The 18,441-nt window shown below is 40.2% G+C and carries 19 protein-coding genes and 1 pseudogene; 7 read left to right on the forward strand and 13 right to left on the reverse strand.

What is annotated here, in order from left to right:
- Positions 1-215 precede the first annotated feature (215 nt).
- The 5 genes from rpsB (at position 216) to R3D71_09045 (ending at position 4,720) form a co-directional block, all read left to right on the forward strand.
- Positions 216-1,166, forward strand: coding sequence for a 30S ribosomal protein S2 (rpsB, locus tag R3D71_09025; protein ID MEZ5691790.1), 951 nt, complete (start codon positions 216-218; stop codon positions 1,164-1,166).
- A gap of 144 nt (positions 1,167-1,310) precedes the next feature.
- Positions 1,311-2,486 (forward strand): translation elongation factor Ts, encoded by a 1,176-nt coding sequence (tsf, locus tag R3D71_09030; protein MEZ5691791.1) that lies wholly within the window; start codon positions 1,311-1,313, stop codon positions 2,484-2,486.
- Positions 2,487-2,711: 225 nt separating this feature from the next.
- Complete coding sequence (locus R3D71_09035) at positions 2,712-3,134, forward strand: hypothetical protein (GenBank protein MEZ5691792.1); 423 nt, start codon at positions 2,712-2,714, stop codon at positions 3,132-3,134.
- Between the two features lie 147 nt (positions 3,135-3,281).
- The gene (locus R3D71_09040) at positions 3,282-3,587 is read left to right on the forward strand and encodes a hypothetical protein (protein MEZ5691793.1); all 306 of its coding nucleotides are present in this window, start codon (positions 3,282-3,284) and stop codon (positions 3,585-3,587) included.
- A gap of 242 nt (positions 3,588-3,829) precedes the next feature.
- A complete protein-coding gene (locus R3D71_09045) occupies positions 3,830-4,720 on the forward strand; it encodes a hypothetical protein (protein ID MEZ5691794.1) in 891 nt (296 codons plus the stop codon).
- Between the two features lie 77 nt (positions 4,721-4,797).
- Here the strand turns inward: R3D71_09045 and R3D71_09050 are convergent, their stop codons facing one another.
- From R3D71_09050 to pdhA, 12 genes and pseudogenes are all read right to left on the reverse strand, one after another.
- Positions 4,798-5,751: a prepilin-type N-terminal cleavage/methylation domain-containing protein gene (locus R3D71_09050; protein ID MEZ5691795.1), complete on the reverse strand. Its 954-nt coding sequence runs from the start codon at positions 5,749-5,751 to the stop codon at positions 4,798-4,800.
- 20 nt (positions 5,752-5,771) lie between these two features.
- On the reverse strand, positions 5,772-7,175 hold the full coding sequence (gene lpdA, locus R3D71_09055) for a dihydrolipoyl dehydrogenase (protein MEZ5691796.1): 1,404 nt from the start codon (positions 7,173-7,175) through the stop codon (positions 5,772-5,774).
- 58 nt (positions 7,176-7,233) lie between these two features.
- Positions 7,234-7,533: a hypothetical protein gene (locus tag R3D71_09060; protein MEZ5691797.1), complete on the reverse strand. Its 300-nt coding sequence runs from the start codon at positions 7,531-7,533 to the stop codon at positions 7,234-7,236.
- 15 nt (positions 7,534-7,548) lie between these two features.
- Positions 7,549-7,998 (reverse strand): DUF4440 domain-containing protein, encoded by a 450-nt coding sequence (locus R3D71_09065; GenBank protein ID MEZ5691798.1) that lies wholly within the window; start codon positions 7,996-7,998, stop codon positions 7,549-7,551.
- 126 nt (positions 7,999-8,124) lie between these two features.
- The gene (locus tag R3D71_09070) at positions 8,125-9,405 is read right to left on the reverse strand and encodes a pyruvate dehydrogenase complex dihydrolipoamide acetyltransferase (protein ID MEZ5691799.1); all 1,281 of its coding nucleotides are present in this window, start codon (positions 9,403-9,405) and stop codon (positions 8,125-8,127) included.
- 60 nt (positions 9,406-9,465) lie between these two features.
- Entirely contained in the window at positions 9,466-9,945 is a 480-nt protein-coding gene (locus R3D71_09075) for a hypothetical protein (GenBank protein ID MEZ5691800.1), read from the reverse strand.
- Positions 9,946-9,966: 21 nt separating this feature from the next.
- Positions 9,967-10,203, reverse strand: a pseudogene (locus tag R3D71_09080) (HepT-like ribonuclease domain-containing protein).
- A 123-nt stretch (positions 10,204-10,326) separates the two neighbouring features.
- The gene (locus R3D71_09085) at positions 10,327-10,548 is read right to left on the reverse strand and encodes a hypothetical protein (protein ID MEZ5691801.1); all 222 of its coding nucleotides are present in this window, start codon (positions 10,546-10,548) and stop codon (positions 10,327-10,329) included.
- Positions 10,549-10,557: 9 nt separating this feature from the next.
- Positions 10,558-11,553, reverse strand: a complete 996-nt coding sequence (locus R3D71_09090; GenBank protein MEZ5691802.1) for a pyruvate dehydrogenase complex E1 component subunit beta — start codon at positions 11,551-11,553, stop codon at positions 10,558-10,560.
- Positions 11,554-11,861: 308 nt separating this feature from the next.
- Positions 11,862-12,146: a hypothetical protein gene (locus R3D71_09095; GenBank protein MEZ5691803.1), complete on the reverse strand. Its 285-nt coding sequence runs from the start codon at positions 12,144-12,146 to the stop codon at positions 11,862-11,864.
- A 63-nt stretch (positions 12,147-12,209) separates the two neighbouring features.
- Positions 12,210-12,392, reverse strand: coding sequence for a hypothetical protein (locus R3D71_09100; GenBank protein MEZ5691804.1), 183 nt, complete (start codon positions 12,390-12,392; stop codon positions 12,210-12,212).
- Complete coding sequence (gene pdhA, locus R3D71_09105; protein MEZ5691805.1) at positions 12,358-13,338, reverse strand: pyruvate dehydrogenase (acetyl-transferring) E1 component subunit alpha; 981 nt, start codon at positions 13,336-13,338, stop codon at positions 12,358-12,360. Before pdhA ends, R3D71_09100 begins: the two co-directional genes overlap by 35 nt.
- A gap of 360 nt (positions 13,339-13,698) precedes the next feature.
- Between pdhA and R3D71_09110 the strand changes: the two genes are divergently transcribed.
- Complete coding sequence (locus R3D71_09110; GenBank protein MEZ5691806.1) at positions 13,699-14,109, forward strand: ABZJ_00895 family protein; 411 nt, start codon at positions 13,699-13,701, stop codon at positions 14,107-14,109.
- A 329-nt stretch (positions 14,110-14,438) separates the two neighbouring features.
- A complete protein-coding gene (gene parE / locus R3D71_09115; GenBank protein ID MEZ5691807.1) occupies positions 14,439-16,418 on the forward strand; it encodes a DNA topoisomerase IV subunit B in 1,980 nt (659 codons plus the stop codon).
- Positions 16,419-16,483: 65 nt separating this feature from the next.
- On the opposite strand, the gene R3D71_09120 is transcribed toward parE, so the two are convergent.
- Complete coding sequence (locus R3D71_09120) at positions 16,484-18,271, reverse strand: S8 family serine peptidase (protein ID MEZ5691808.1); 1,788 nt, start codon at positions 18,269-18,271, stop codon at positions 16,484-16,486.
- Positions 18,272-18,441 lie beyond the last annotated feature (170 nt).

Below are 18,441 nucleotides of genomic sequence, written 5' to 3' on the forward strand. Positions count from 1 at the left end.
TAAAATCGCATTATTTCCTTGAATTATTAACCAACTTGAACTATAAGCCCACTACTCTTTATTAAAAAAGAGAACTCACAGATTGTACGTACGGCAGTAGCACGGTGTGTTACTTCCATCCGGTGTTCTTATTTCTGGTAGTGATGTAGACTAGACGAAACATAAGAATTACAAACTTACAATCAAGGTATTAACTGGAAAAAAAGGATTTTATAATGTCTCTACCCGCATTTAATATGCGCGAGCTTATTGAAGCTGGCGTTCATTTTGGTCATAAAACAAAACGTTGGAATCCACGCATGGCTCCATATATATATGGAACCCGTAACGATATTCATATTATAGATTTAGGCAAAACTGTTCCCATGATTCATCAGGCGTTAATCGCCGTTCGTGATGTCGCCGCGCAAAATGGCCGTATACTTTTTGTTGGAACAAAACGCCAAGCAGCGGAACATATAGCTGAATCAGCGAAAAATTGTGGTCAGTATTATATCAACCAACGCTGGTTAGGCGGACTTCTGACCAACTGGAATACTATTCAAGTTTCTATCAGAACTCTACGCAAACTTGAAGAGCAATTATCTGGTGAAAACGCTGGCTTTACCAAGAAAGAATTGCTGTCCATAAGCCGTCAACGTGACAAGTTAGAAAGCTCCCTTGGTGGGATAAAAGATATGGGCGGTCGTCCTGACCTTATCTTTATTATTGATACCAATAAAGAAGACCTCGCCATAAAAGAAGCGCAAAAACTTGGTATACCTATTATCGCTGTTATTGATAGTAACAGCTCACCAGAAGGAATCACCTATCCAATCGCAGGCAATGATGACTCAATACGTGCGATTCGTATGTATTGTCGTCTGATTTCTGATGCTGCTCTTGATGGTCTACAACAAAGCATAGCGAAATCAGGTCGTGATGTTGGCGCTGATGAAAACGCTGGAGAGAATTTGCCAGAAGACGTGGAAGAAAATACACAATCATCAGGCGATAATACTGTTACTGAGTCGGAAAAATCGGAGGAAGATAGTAAGGGTAATGAAAAATCAACACGTAAAAATACTCGTGGACATAAATCCGATGACTCTTCTAAAGAAACTAAAAAAGCTCCGACAGTAACGGTAAAAAAATCCAGAGCGAAAAAACAGGATGATACTAAATAATTATAGTAAATTATTGTAATAACTTTCTGTCATCCCAAATAACCTAATTACCAAGATCTAATCTGGTGATGTAATAGTTGTTAGATTTACTTCTAAAGTAACCTACTACATCTGGGATGACAGCCAAGAGAAAAGGAAATTGAAATGACACAAGTAACAGCAGCAATGATTAAATCCCTTCGTGAATCAACTGGGGCTGGAATGCTGGATTGCCGTAAAGCTCTTACCGAAAACAACGCTGATATGGATGCCGCCATCGCTTGGCTTCGTAAAAAAGGTCTATCAGCGGCCGCTAAAAAATCTGATCGTGTAGCCGCTGAAGGTGTAGTAGCAGTAGTTACCGAAGGAAACAAAGGAGCGCTTATAGAGCTTAACTCCGAAACAGACTTTGTAGCACGCAATGAGCAATTCCAAGAACTAACCAGAAAAATAGCTGAGATTGCCCTAAATAAAGGTGATGATGTTGAAAAATTAAAAGCTGAGGTAGAAACTGATATAACTAACGCTATAGCAACCATTGGTGAGAACATGACCTTACGTCGTAGCGCTACCATGACCGCTAATAACGGAACAATCTCATCATATGTTCACGGAGCGGTATCCGCTGGCATGGGTAAAATCGCTGTTCTAGTCGCGCTAGAATCCACTGGCGATAAAGAAAAACTAGAGGATTTTGGCAAAAAACTAGCTATGCATATAGCAGCATCTAATCCAGTATATCTTACTAAGGAAGAAGTAAGCGCTGATGTCATCAAACGTGAAGAAGAAGCAGGTAGTGAACAAATTAAAAAATTCTTTGATAGTTACGTATCTTTTGAAAACGCTGTCGCTAAATACAAAGACAAAATGACTTCAGAACGTGCTTTTTCAGAAAAAATAATTGAGCAAAAACTTGCTGAGTTAACGCAAACCGTTCCTAATGTTGATGAACTACTTTCTGACTACGATAGACAAAGCGTGAGTGAGGATCTTAAAGAAAAACAAAATGCCAGTAAGACTAAAAAACTATTGGATGTTTTCTTCCAAGAAGCCGCTTACCTACTTAAGAAAGTCCGCTCATATGGCGATGATAACGCTATAAAACAAAAAATGGCGCAACTAAGATTGGATCGCTTCTTTGAGGAATCTGTTCTTAGCGAGCAAATTTTTGTAATTGATGGAAAAAGCAAAATAGCAAAAGCGGTTGAGGACGTATCCAAAAAACTTGGCTCTGATATAAAAATAGCCGGATTCATCAATTATCGTCTTGGTGAGGGTATTGAAAAAACCCAGTCTGATTTCGCGTCAGAAGTCGCCGCCGCCGCTGGAACAGCCGCATAAAATTAAAATAGTAATTTATTCCAATAGGATATAGCTTTCGGGCTATGTCCTATTTTTTATGTCATAAAAACTTAACTTTTGTTTGCAAATTCCAATGATACAATAATCTACATGTTGCTGTTACACTAATTTAATATAGTTATTACTATAAACAGCTATAAAAACCCTATCTAAAGATAAGGCTTCATACCGCAAAGCAAGTAAAATAATTTGATGAGGTAAAAAATGTCAGATAATGCTGATAATAAGGTTAATCTATTAGCTATAAGCGTACAAGCTCTGCAGAATGACCCAAGAACAGAAAAACAAGTAATGGGTTACGAAAACCCAGAAAATACTTTTGTAATATTTTCCGGTACCGACAAACGAGCGGAGCATAAAGAGGTAATGAACAAAGCAGGTCTTACATCTAATGTTACGTTTAACATTAGCATTCCAGGAACACAGCACGCCTACGCCGAGCTTAACACTGTCAGTAATAGTAGTTATTTAGATAAACGCTATCCAAATGCCAATATAGCAATTGTTGGGGCCGTTGATGAACTTAAAACAAGATATCAAGAAAAATACAAACAGCCATCTACTAGTGTGGATGAAACAACAAAAACAGAAATGAAAACCTCTACCTTAGCTGCTGGAACCAGTTAAACCTGTATAATGCGTTATAAAAAAGCGCACACTATTTCTGTTACATGAATCATATTTAATGTTCTCTTAATATCTAGTTATTGTACAATCCTCCACAATAAAAACTGTGAAGTAAGATATTTTTATTAATATTATATGGAGGAAATTATGAAAAAAATTATGTTATCAGCAATAATAGGTAGTGGTTTATTAATCGGCTCCTCAGCAAACGCGAAAGCTGGCAGTATTTTCCATTTTGGTCTATTTTTACCAGCTCCTGTGGCGGTCGCGCCAGTAGTTCCCGTTCCGGTATATGAAACACCTCGTGTATACAGCTACTCATATTATCAGCCATACTACTATGGGGCGTACTACAATGGCGGCATAAATAAAAAACATCATAGGAATTACTATAAACATCAAAGAAACAAACACCACGCCGAGTATCGTGGTCATCACAGATACCATCATTAATATACTTGTTTTAGATAAAAATTATCCAAAACAAGTATGAAGACCTTATCCGAAAGATAAGGTCTTCCGCTGCGAAGCAAGCGTAAAATTGAATAAAACCATGTAATGTTTTTATTCATAATAGGCATAATTAAAAAAGTGTGATGCTAGAATCTGCATAATTGCTTTATAAAACAATGCGATATACTGTATTTTTAAAAAAGGATTATAAAAGTGTCTAAAAACGCTGTGTAAAATGCGGTTTGAGCAGCATAAAAAGCAATGGCAAATTGCGTGGTCGTAAACGGTATCGTTGCAACTTGTGCTTACATCAATGGGTTGATAAGCGCGGCAAAAAAACCGACTATAAGCGTTACTATTTAGACTGGCTGCACAAACGCCGAACACTAGCAGAAATTGCTAGCATTCTTGATATTTCCATCCCCAAGCTCACCAAGGAATTTGATGCTCTTGAGTGGGCAGAAGGATTAATTTTTCCTGCCTCAAAAGAAGCGATTAACCTGCTCATGGATGCGTCTTTCTTCGGCAGAGAATATGGCTATTTCTGTGCGCATGATGGCAGCAGAATCATTTATTACCAAGAGATCAAAACCGAATCAGTGAAGCATTTGCGTGAAGCTTTGCATGAGCTTGTGCAGGCAGGATATTGCTTCAAATCAGTGACCATTGATGGGCGCAAAGGGTTTTATGAAAACATCAGAAAAACACTTGGTGGAGTACCAATTCAAATGTGTATTTTCCATCAAAAAGCGATTGTAAGGCGATATACTGGAAATAATCCAAAGCTCCGTCCTGCAAAGGATTTGAAGGAGTTGATGGAAAAATTATGCAATACCGAACCAGAAGATTTTGTGGCTCAATTTTACGCTCTGGCAGAGCAGCACAAAGGATTCCTGAATGCCAAAAAGGGTGGAAGATTTACGCACGGAAGGACGCGTTCTGCATATAATTCCGTGCAAGAAAATCTGCACAGGCTATTTACATACAAGGAATTTCCAGAACAGAATATTCCGCCAACAACCAACCATCTAGAAGGCTTCTTCTCTCACCTCAAGGAAAGAATAAATATCCACCGTGGGTTGAAACTCCATAGAAAGAAAAAAGCTATAAAAGCTTTCCTCAATTCTTTCTAAAAAGCATCACACTTTTTTAATTATGCCTCATAATAAGTATAATGGATAAAATCCCCTTCTATATAGAAGGGGATTTTCTATTCGTAGGAAGCTCTTAAGTCAGAACGAGTAGAATAAAATAATATATCGTCAAACCCATCATCAGTTAATGGTTTTTGTACGAAGCTTGCGGTAAAGGTGGTAGCTGTCGCTGAGCTGTTGCATTTACAATTGGTAAGCTCGTCACTATCCCCACTATAATTCACAAAACGACTGCTACTACCGCTGCGGTTATAAGAGCCGTGCCCATTCTCTCCATAACTTAATAATAAATATATGGCGGAATTCTCCTTATCATTTAATGCTGGATCTTTAATTTTTATACGGTTTACAGAAGAATCATCAACCGGCACATGAGAAAACGCTCCATCCGTAGTTAAATTCACATCAACCATATACATAATACGCCTACCCCAACCATCAATAGCGTAATCATCCGACAATTTTAAGGCTTTCACCGGCACCATTCCCCCAGCTACAGTATTATAACTTATAGTAACACCACTACCAGTCGCCGTCGCGTCAGCGCTTATGGTAATTTGCGAACTACTATCAATACTTATAATCCTCGCACCCGCTGGAATTCCTGTTCCAGATACCAACGTACCAACAGCAAGTGAGGTGGTAGAACTTATAGATGATATAACAGCGGAATTATTAACAGTATCTCCGGTAACACTACTACTTGCCACTGAAAAGTTAGCTGCCGGAGTTCCATCACAAACTCCTTTATTTTGCGCTTCTACACCGTAATAATTATTACTGGTGGCATCCATTTGCACAGTAGCGTCAGCTGGACAAGGCAAACGATTAAAAGCCAGACGGTAATGTAACAAAGTCTCCTTTATTTTATCCATCTTCATCTTCGTCTCATCTACCTGACGCTGGTTAAGAGCTTTATCAAAAATCAATAAACCTCCACCTAGTAGCACTGATATAACCAGCAGCACTATAGACATCTCAAGAAGAGTAAAACCTTTTCTATTACTCATAAATTACATATGCCCATAAATCACATATGAATTACTTTACCAAAAGCATCTAAAGTTGACTCATGCATCATTTCTGAAAGAGTAGGATGTGGGAATACTGTGTGCATAAGATCTACCTCAGTAAGCTCACCGGATTTCGCTATAACATACCCCTGAATCATCTCGGTTACTTCCGCGCCTATCATATGCGCGCCAAGCAATTCTCCGGTTTTAGCGTCAAACACAGTCTTAACCAAACCTTCCGGCTCGCCAAGAGCAATCGCCTTACCATTTCCGATGAACTGAAAACGACCAACTTTAACATTGTGACCTTTTTCCTTAGCTGCTTTTTCGGTTAGCCCAACGCTCGCAACCTGCGGATGGCAATAGGTACATCCTGGAATATTTTCTGTCTTAAGTGGGTGCACGCCCTTCTCGCCAGCGATTTTCTCAACACAGATAACACCTTCATGACTGGCTTTGTGAGCAAGCCATGGCGCGCCGGTAAGATCACCAATAGCGTAAACATTCGGCTCACCCGTCGCTCCCCACTTATCGGTTACAACATGGGTTTTCTCCACTTTTACCTTAGTTCCCTCTAACCCCAAATTTTCTACGTTACCAACGATACCAACAGCCAATATTACCCTATCAACAGTCACCTCACTGGTTTTTCCACCAGTCTCTAAAGTAACTGTAACATTGTTCTTACCTTTCTTAAGAGCTTTCACCGTAGTTTTCGTATGAATTTTCATTCCTTGCTTTTCAAAAGATTTCTGTGCCATTTTAGAGATCTCCTCATCCTCAACCGGAAGTATTCTATCCATAACCTCAACAACAGTTACTTCCGCTCCAAGTGTGCGATAGAAGCTTGCGAACTCAATTCCAATAGCGCCACTACCAACTACCAAAAGTGACTTAGGCATGGAATCAGGCAACATCGCCTCTTTATATGTCCATACCAGTTTTCCGTCTGGTTCCAAATTAGGTAAGGTACGCGCACGCGCTCCGGTCGCTAGAATCACATTTTTATAAGTAACCTCACTAACTTTCTTACCATCTTTTTCAACAACCACCTTACCTTTTCCGGCAAGCTTTCCATAGCCGTCAATTACCGTTACCTTATTTTTTTTCATAAGTCCCGATACACCTTTAGAAAGCTGTGATGACACGCCACGTGAACGCTCAACAACCTTCTTAAGGTCAAATTTTATATCCTTCGCGGTAAGACCAAAGGCTTCACCATGCTGCATCAAGTAATAAATCTCACTGGAACGCAGTAAAGCCTTTGTTGGTATACAACCCCAGTTAAGACAAATACCACCCATATGATTAGCTTCTATAACCGCTGTTTTCATGCCCAACTGCGCCGCGCGTATCGCCGCCACATAACCACCCGGACCACCACCAATAATCACAGTATCAAAACTAACTTTCTCTGTCATAACTCTTCCTTTTTCTTATTATATAAATTGTCTTTCTATAAACCTATAAACAAATGGTCTAGCCCTTAAATCCACGAGTCATCCAAACACCAACTGGGAACATAATTAATAACAATAATGGCGGTATAAAAATCATAGCCATACGTTTCATCTGCAAATTATCTCTATCTGACTGGGTATTTTTTGATATACCTTTTTCATCAATCCTAAACTGTGATTCCTTAGATAAAGCAATGGTTATACCACTATCTTTATATTTCTGAGCATCCTTGTATTGATACCAACTCATACCACCTACCCATAGTATAGTTAATACTATCCAAACCCTAAACATACCTTTTGTCACATTTTTACTCATAACCATTTCCTCTATTTATTCCGCAACCGGAACCGCAGATGAATGATGATCAACTATAATCCATTTACCATCACGCAATTGATAGACAAATGAAAAACGGGCGGGAACAACCACCTCCTCACCTTCCTGAGTGTAACTTAGCACATATTTTCCAGTATTTACCGCCATGTCACCAAACTGACGAGGATGAGTATCCTCTATTTTCACCCGTACATCAGGATTCTCTATAACTTTTTTGTAGTAACCAACTAATTCCTCACGCTTGGTCATTGGCTGAAGGACAAAGGTAGAGATCATAATAGCGTCTTTGTCATATAAAGATAATATCTTATCAACCGATTTTCCCTCAACCGCCTGTTTCCAATCAACAAGGGCGGAAGAAATATCAGGAGCTTCTCGCAACTCTTTACCAAACGCAAAGCCAGAAAACGGCATGACCAAAAGTAAATTAAATAGAAAAGACAATACAAAATTTCTACACATCATATATGAGTACCATATTTTTCTTTTTCAAAGGTCAGTAACCACCATAAAAAAACTCCCAAAACTATTAACTGGCAAAAACCCTGTCTTCACAGGGACTACAGAAACTTATAATAGCATCAGGCTTGGGCTTTCTATATAATATTTAAGAGCTTGTAGGAATTGCGCGCCGATCGCGCCATCAACCACACGGTGATCAACCGACAAAGTCAGATCCACCATATTACGGATTTCCAGTTTACCTCCACGAACAACTGCTCGTTCCTCACCAGCTCCCACAGCTAAGATACAACCTTGCGGCGGGTTTACGATAGCTGAGAATTGCTTAACTCCGAACATACCAAGATTTGAGATGCTGAAGCCACCACCTTGAAATTCCTCAGGAGCGAGTTTTCCAATTTTAGCGCGAGCGGCTAAGTCTTTCATCTCACCTGATATAGTTATTACATCTTTCTGGTCAGCGTTTTTTACTATCGGTGTGATAAGACCACCATCAATAGCGACCGCCACTGAAATATCCACATTATTATATTGCAACACCGCCTCATCAGTCCATGAAGCATTAGCGCTTGGCACTTTCTTCAGCGCAAGAGCGGTAGCTTTTATAATAAAATCATTCACCGAGAGCTTATAGGCAGGTTTTTTATCCTTTCCAGCCGTTGCCTGCGCGTCACTATTAATCTCTTTGCGCACTTCCAACAATTTATCCAGTTCACAATCAACGTTCAGATAAAAATGTGGAACAGTCTGCTTAGACTCGGTAAGACGGCGAGCTATAACCTTACGCATGTTATTATTTGGAATTGAGGTAGTCTCAACCGGATTGCGCAGAACTCTATCTCTACCACCAGTACCACCCATAGCTATCGCCTTCATCACATCATCTTTTACGACACGTCCATGTGGACCAGTGCCAGCGACCATATGCAAATCAATACCCTCAGTGGCGGCAATCCTCTTTGCCAGAGGCGATGCTTTTATTCTATCGCCATGCGATATGGTTGGTTGCGGAGCCACAGAAGGAACAGGCGACGCTGGAGTAGAAGTCGGTGCCGCCGAAGCCTCTGACTTAGTCTCTGGCTTTGCTTCTTCCGGCGCGGCAGTGGCGGCAGATGGCTTATAGCTGTCAAGTACCGATTTATCCTCTCCGTCCTCTAACAAAAGAGCGATAAGTTGGTTAACCTTCACACCTTCCGTTCCCGCGTCAACTATTATCTTACCGACAATACCCTCATCAACAGCTTCCACCTCCATAGTAGCTTTATCGGTCTCAATCTCGGCGATAACCTGACCAGATTTAACCTCATCGCCGACCTTCACGTTCCACTTAGCTAGATTACCTTCTGTCATGGTTGGTGACAAAGCTGGCATTAAAATCTCAATAGGCATTTTTTTCTCTTTACATTATTCTTGATATTATTTTTGTATATTAACTACTAAATCAAATTACTAGAAGCTTTTCATCATTTTATAGCAATTTCCACCAGTTTTTCTATTACTATTGTAATTTACTCTTACATCAAAATCTTTCTTTTCCAAAAATTCCGCAAGCTTAAAAGCATCAGATGAATTACCGAGATTATAGGTCGCTCTCCCATCTAAATAATAGCTAGATGATTCTCTGCTATAGCCGTTATAACGATTATTGTTACCACGCAGATTATAATTTACATTACTTATTATTATCTTGGATATCTTTTGTTCCTTAGCGTATTTGGAAACGTCATCTATTCTCTTATCATACTCCGCTTTTGCTTTTGTCACGCTATCAGCGCCAATCTTAAAATTGACTGAAACAGTCACTCTTTCTTCCATCGGACATTCTTTTTCTATATCTTGTATAGAGACATTCGCACTATCTTCAGCCAGCACAGCAAAAGAAGTCAACAAACTAGCACCTAAAACCGGAAATAATATACTTTTTCTCATAATAATTCTCCTTACACAAAATTAATCATAACTATAGTCACACCCTGTCAGTTCTTTATAAAGAATCAACAAATCATTCTTAAGTTTAGGCAAATCGTCCTTAATTATTTCACCGATCCGCCGCAAATTTATCTCCTCATACTCATGGCCGAGTATATTACGGACACCCACAATTTTCTGCCACGTAATATGCTCATTCTTACTTTTTATATCATCATTGACACGTTTGCAAGCTTCTCCAAAAACTGTAAAAGACCGTAGAACCGCATGACAACAACCATCTGATCATACAAATCACCACGCTGCGTAAATTTTCAATATGCTCAATTTCATAGAGCATATCCCAAATATAAACTTCAGGATTCTTGCCCAATTTCTTACTCATAAAGGAACCGCATCCTTAAGCATGTAACGTTTACGAAGAGGGTTTTTTACAGCATCAACCTCGACAAGATCTATTTTCCCACATAAAATATTTTCTATTCTATCCTTGAATTCCAGAAGATGAAAAAGTGAACCAAAAACCCAAATATCACTAACTCCATACTTAGAAGCAACATCCATAATTTCTGGTTTCTTAGCGCGCAACTCAGCAAGATTCATATAAACAACTCAAGCAACCATCAAATCACGAGCACAAACCTCTCTAACCGCCTCAACGATATGATCGGCCTGTGGCAAAGCCAGCTTCTCAAGATTAGCGGCATAAGGCAGTGGAACATCAGCACCAGCTACACGAGCTACCGGAGCGTCAAGATAATCAAAGGCGTTTTCCATGATAACAGCCGCAATCTCAGAGCCAATACCAGCAACTGCCCAACCCTCCTCAACGCTTACGCACCTGTTGGTTTTCTTTACTGATTCAACAATAGTATCAACATCAAGCGGGCGGATGGTACGCAAATCTATAACTTCCGCGCTAATTCCTTCCTCTGCTAATTTTTCCGCCGCTTCCAGAGCCTTACCAACCATAATGGAAAAAGCTGTTATAGTTACATCACTTCCCTCACGTACAATCTCCGCTTTGCCTATTTCAAGCACGTAGTCATCATCGTCAGGAACGTCAAAACTCTGACCGTACAAAATCTCATTTTCAAGAAATATAACCGGATTCGGATCACGAATAGCGGCTTTAAGAAGAGCTTTAGCAGAAGCAGCGTCATAAGGAGCTATTACCTTAAGACCCGGTACGTGCGCGTACCAGCTAGCGTAACATTGTGAATGCTGCGCCGCCACCCGTGAAGCCGCTCCATTCGGTCCACGAAATACAATTGGGCAACGAATTTGTCCACCAGACATATAATTAGTTTTAGCCGCTGAGTTTATTAGATGATCCATCGCCTGCATAGCAAAGTTGAACGTCATGAATTCTACAACTGGTTTAAGCCCCATCATCGCCGCTCCCACACCAAGACCAGCGAACCCATGTTCTGTAATTGGAGTATCCACTACCCGTCTGTCACCAAATTCGGCGAGCAACCCTTCGGTCACCTTATAGGCTCCCTGATATTCGGCTACTTCCTCACCCATCACAAATACTTCCTCGTCACGGCGCATTTCCTCCGCCATAGCATCTCTTAACGCGACTCTTACCGTTTGTTGTGACATAAACAATCCTTATTTCCTATTTACTTTTTACTTTTTATTTTGTATACCAAGCTACCCAAAAAATGAGCTTCTACCATACCGCATACTTATAATGTTGCAAGATTTTTTCATCATCGTTTATTAATTTTGCGTTGCACAATGTAGCTTCAGCCACTATTAGCCAGTCAAACACATCTCGCGTCCAACCTTACTATAGGAGAGTATAATACCTCACCTTCAAGAACATTTTTTCACCCGCTTGCTAAAATTCTTTGCAGAACCCTTAACAACCCACAATACAATATTGGTATCTATAAAAATAGATTGTGTCATATATCAATATCATTGCTGTACCAGCCGCCCAGCAATTTTTCCCAATCGATAGAACGGTAAAATTCGTCATCTTCAACCAACGCATCAGGAAGGGTTTTCATTTTTGACAGGTCATTCTTTATTTTAGGTTTACTCTTTTTCTTACCTGTTTTTCTGGAAAGACTGATAGTCAAGTTTTGGTTGTTCCGGTGCACAGTAACCGGCTCGCCGGTATTTATTACCCCATCAATAATGGCGTATATATTACTCCTAAGCTCAGTGACCGTGATTTCCTGTTTCATAACATAACATCATACACGTACGTACGCTGTCAATCAACTTTGCAAACAATCCTCAACTGAATATTACCCATCATCCTCATAGTCTTCGCTGAACTCATCCCAGCAATATCCTAAATATTCTGACGCATTCCTAGAATTATCCCAATCCCCTACCGCGCAATAACACCCGCTTAGTAATAACAGCAAAAAAACCGCTCCAATTTTTTTACTGTTAAGCAAGAACATCTGTCCATAATTCAGATTCATCCGGCTCCGGTGATTTTTTTGCGAACTCAGCGGCATCATTCGCCACCGCTTTTATTTCTTTATCAATTTCCTTTAGCAAGTCCTCACCAGCGAATTTTTCTTTGATCAACCTAGCTTTCATAGTCTCAATCGGATCATGATTTTCTTTATAATCCGCGACCTCTTCTTTGCTACGATACTTAGCCGGATCCGACATTGAGTGTCCACGATAACGATAAGTTTTCATTTCTAGTAAGAATGGACCCTTGCCGGAACGAACATACTCCACCGCTTCTAAACCAGCCTCACGAACAGCGACAACATCCATGCCGTTAACCTGTTTACCAGTAATTCCAAAAGCCTCTCCCCTGCGATAAAGTTCGGTGGTTGAGTGGCTGCGCTTCACGCTTGTTCCCATAGCGTACTCATTATTCTCTATAATATAAATAACCGGAAGCTTCCACAAACTCGCCATATTAAACGACTCATAAACCTGCCCTTGATTTACCGAGCCATCACCAAAATAAACCAGACTTATATTGCCATTATTACGATATTTATGGGCAAAGCCAATTCCTGTACCTATCGGAACCTGCGCGCCAACTATTCCATGACCACCGTAAAAATGTTTCTCGGTGGAAAACATATGCATAGAGCCACCCTTACCTTTGGAAAATCCATCAATCCGTCCGGTAAGTTCCGCCATTATGCCTTTAGGATCCATACCACAAGCCAGCATATGCCCATGATCCCGATAGCTAGTTATAACCGCGTCGTCTTTGGTTATACAACTTTGCATTCCAACAACCACTGCTTCCTGCCCGATATATAAGTGACAAAAACCACCGATAAGCCCCATACCATAAAGCTGCCCCGCTTTTTCCTCAAAGCGCCGAATCAAAAGCATTTCTTTATATAATTTTAACAATAATTCCTTACCAACCGAAACATCGTTCTTGGAAGTCATATCAGCAGTTTTCTTTGCCGCTTTAGCCATTAAGCACCTCGTAATATTTAACGTATAACAAATATTCGCAAACATGGCCATCTGAAATAAAAAACCATTATTCAGATAACAAGGCTGCGACCGCTGCCCGCCGCCCGTGCGGCGTAAGCCTCAGCGGCGTCTGAGCGCCTATTCAGCTTTTTCCCAAAAAAGTTAAATAGAAAGACCATAGATACGAAAATCTGAAGATTTTGCAAGCAATTAATGAAATATTATATGCTGCGCTGCGGTATATTTACTGGTTATAGACATACAAATATATTCTTGTTACAGACAAACAATACTCTATATTTCACATCAAATATTAAATAAAAATAGATCATGCTAAACAAGTCACACGTAAAAACCATATTACTATTTTCTTTATTGTACGCGGCTGAAGTAATAGCGGTAGGCAGTCTCGCGCTGTATTTTGGTATAAAAATACCAGCTCTTAAAATCCTTATAATATTTATTGCCGCCCTAATCGCCATCATCTATTTTATGAAGGAAGAGCGGAGAAAACCATCAGGTAAAGATGTATTCGTACTAACCTCTGGATCTTTAATATGCTTTCTATTGATAGTGCTAATATTGCAACACATAGCAGGGTTACCATTTATGTTGCCAATATTCATACAGCAATCTATCACTGGGCTTGTAGCCATTTATCTGGTGTACGGATTCCTAGCGAAAAATCATCTTTTTAAGGGTATGAATTTTGATGATGAGGATAAACAAAAAGAGAAATAAAAGCCATGAACTTCATAAATGATAGAGAATTAGCCAGACGATTCAAGAATGGCAGCGTACCTTCTCGTGAACGCTTCATATATCTTATTATCACCACAACACTTTTGCTTATATTCACATCTCCATTTATTACATTATCTAAATTCATCCATAAAATTAGCCTCACATTAGCAATAACTCTATAAATCACCACCACTACCCGCTTGCAGAAAATATATTTCCTGCTATTGGTATGGCTGTGATTTATTTTGTCTCCGTGAAAATCTACTGACCTCGTTTCTTGTCCCCACAACAAAAATACTATTTTACTTTAATGAAATCTAAAAAACATGACCGATTTATTCGCTGATAAAAAGAAATTAAAAGACAATTCATACACCGCTGATGACATAGAAGTTTTAGAAGGGCTTGAGCCAGTGCGCCGTCGTCCGGGTATGTATATTGGTGGCACCGATGAAACCGCGATGCACCATCTAGTAAATGAGATATTTGACAACTCAATGGATGAGGCAGTCGCTGGATTCGCCAGCCGTATTGAGTTTGAGATGCGTCCTGATAACATCATTATCATACGTGATAATGGACGAGGGATTCCAGTTGACCCACACCCTAAATTCCCAAAAAAATCAGCTTTAGAAGTAATCCTTACCACGCTTCACTCCGGCGGCAAATTTGGTGGCAAGGTTTATGACACATCCGGTGGTCTGCACGGTGTTGGTATATCAGTAGTAAACGCTCTTTCCGATTATTTAGAAGTTGAGGTAGTGCGTGATAAAACCATCTACCGTCAATCATACAGCAGAGGCGAGCCTGATGGCAAACTTAAAAAAATGGGAGAAGCCCCCAAAGGTAGAGGAACTACCATAGCCTTCCGTCCTGACAGTGAGATATTTGGCAAAATTAAATTTCGCCCTGAGAAACTCTACAAACTAGCTAACTCCAAAGCCTATCTGTTTCGTGGTGTGGAAATAATCTGGAAATGCGATCCATCATTACTTACAGAAAATAGTGATGTTCCAGCTAAAGACACCATCCATTTCCCTAACGGTCTACGTGACTTCCTGTCACAAAAGCTTGAGGGAAAAGAAACTATAACCACTAGCCCTTTTTGCGGAGAAGCGGATCTTGCCGACAAGATGGGACGTATAGAATGGGCAGTTGATTGGCCAACAGATGAGGAAAGTTACATAACTACTTATTGCAACACCATTCCAACACCCGATGGAGGCACTCATGAATCAGGGCTACGCTCGGCGATAAATAAAGGAATACGAGCTTATGGTGAGCTTACCGGCAATAAAAAAATAGCGCAAGCGCAAGGGGAAGATATTTTAGGTGGTGCGGTCATCGTCCTTTCACTCTTTATAAAAGATCCACAATTTCAAGGACAGACCAAAAACCGCTTAGTCAGCACCCAAGCCTCAAAACTAGTGGAAAACGCTATGCGGGATCATTTTGATCACTATTTAAGTGGTGATACTGAAAATAGCGGCAAAATTATTCAGGCGATAATGAGCAGACTAGAAGAACGCTTACGTCGTAAATTCGAAAAAGAAGTAAGTCGTAAGGCGGCGACCACCCGCTTGCGCCTTCCCGGAAAACTCGCTGACTGCTCACGCTCTACTAACAAGGGCACAGAGATTTTTATCGTAGAAGGCGATTCGGCGGGAGGAAGCGCGAAACAAGCACGCAACCGTGAGACACAGGCTATATTACCACTGCGTGGAAAGATATTAAATGTCGCAAGCGCCACTATTGACAAAATAAAAGCCAACCAAGAACTATCAGACCTTGTGCTAGCTCTTGGTTGTGGCAGCGGAACTCATTATACACCATCGGCATTACGCTATGAGAAAATCGTGATAATGACCGACGCGGATGTTGACGGCGCGCATATAGCCTCTTTACTTATGACCTTTTTCTATCAGGAAATGCCGCAAATAATCAATGGTGGACATTTATTTATCGCTCGCCCACCACTATTTAGAATAACCGTAAGCAATAAAACCTATTACGCACAGGATGAAAAAGAAAAAGAAAAAATTATCGCCAAACACGCCAAAGGAAACTCAAAAATAGAGGTGGGACGCTTTAAGGGGCTTGGTGAGATGACACCGGCGCAACTTAAAGAAACCACAATGAATCCCGAAAACAGAGTGCTGCTTAAAGTCATTATAGAAGAAGACGATCTAGACAAAACCAACGAGAGAGTAGAACACCTTATGGGTAGAAAACCCGAACATCGCTTCGCTTTCATTCAAGAACAAACTCAAAGTAGGGAAAACATACTTGATGAGTTAGATGTATAAAAATACCCGCCTCCAGTGGCAACCAGAGGCGGGCTAGGGGTAAAACAGGCTAACAACAGCCCGCGTTACTTCGTTACATTGATAGAAGAAGCGCCAACGTTACCCGCGGCATCCTCAGCTATCACTGATATTACATGTGAACCATTTGATACTTTTTTAGTGTTCAAATTACATGATACGGTAGTTGTATCTACAGATGAACAGAGGTTTTTACCATCAAACAGAACTGATAACTTCTTAACTCCAACATTATCACTGGCAGAACCTTTGATAGTAACAACACGTTTACTAATCTTAGTAAGAACATCACCCTCATTCGGGCTATCAACTTTCGCTACTGGCGCTATCTCATCAGCGACAGGAGCTTGGTTACTTACAACAACAGAAACATTAGAAGCTGTGCTAGTATTACCAGAAGTATCAATAGCGTAAGCTGTTATAGTAGCGTTACCATTTGACGCTTCAGTGGTATCCCACGAAAGTCTATATGGAGAAGAACTAGCGCTACCAAAGAATGTTCCGTTAATGTAATAATCAACCTTTTCCACACCAACATTATCAGAGGCGGTAGAAGTTAGATAAACAGTGCCACTAAGTGTTGAGCCAGAAGCTGGACTGCTTATAGCGACCAAAGGAGGTGTAGTATCAGGCGGCGGGTTACCACCACCTCCCGTAGTGGCTTTAGCAAGCTCAACAGCTTGATAAGCGTTCACCCGACCATAACCATAATAAATATCATAGCCGGTAGCGCCTATATCATCAGCGGAATCTTTAAGTATCTGCTCTATTTGAGTAGATGTTAAAGCTGGATTAGCGCTTTTTACCAAAGCAGCGACAGCGGCAGTGATAGGGCTGGAAAATGAGGTGCCCCAACATGTGCCATATGCCCATGTACTTCCTGTACAAAAAACATCCTGACCAGGAGCTGATAGATCCACGTACGAACCATAACTTGACCATGAAGGGCGTACATCACTAGAATTGGTAGCACTTACCGTTACTAAATACGGAGAATTTTTATGTGATAATTGGGTGCCAGTATTACTTGCGGAATTAAATACAAGCCCCCCTTTACCTTGCATATACTGCGCCACAGATAAAACACTTGAACAATCTAAAACACCAGCATAACTAATATTAGCTATATCAGCTCCATTATCAACTGCCCAACTAAGCCCCCTATCAACGTCACTACAAGTAGCCGGACATCCTCTTGAAGTATCAGTACTGTTAGTAATTTTTACCGGTAGTATCTTAACTTTGCTTGCGACACCTACCATCCCAATGCCATTATTCCCAACAGCTGCGATGCTTCCTGAAACCGGTGTACCATGATTACAGTTGTCAGTAACATCACTATTTGCAGAGTTGACATTCCAACCAGAAAGTACGTTTCCACTCAAATCAGGGTGTGCTCCATAAACACCTGTGTCAAGAACAGCGACCGTCACCCCCTCTCCCATCGTGATATCCCATGCCTGTGGCGCTTGTATCTTAAAAGTTTCCCATTGTGAGGAAAAATATGGATCGTTAACAGTTGCGGATGTTCTAAGTATCGCATCAACTTCCGCGAATTTTACATGCTTATTTTTAGACAGGGCTTTGGCTAATTTCTCTTCCGCTTTGACGGGAACCTCAACAATCCACAAAGGAAGATTCTTATTCAGCTTCTCTTTAACTTTAAGACCGGACTTCTTCATTGATTTAACAAAATCACTATCAGAAACACCTGCGTTCGCTTGAACTATCAAACGTCCCTCAACATATTTTTTGGGAGCAGCGTTTGCTACTGAAATAGAATTTATTGAGATTAAAGTAAGAGCTGTACTGAATAATAATTTATTTAACGCCATATATTTACCCCTATAAAAAATTAAAAATTAACATAACAACACTATATTATGTTAACTGATATTAACATATCGCTAAATAATATTCAATTTTAATTAAATATTATTAATAATTTTTATTGTTTTTATGTAAAATTGTTATTGGCAATTATCAAATATATGGCTAGTATCAT

This window comes from Rickettsiales bacterium, assembly GCA_041396965.1.
GTDB lineage: Bacteria > Pseudomonadota > Alphaproteobacteria > Rickettsiales > SXRF01 > SXRF01.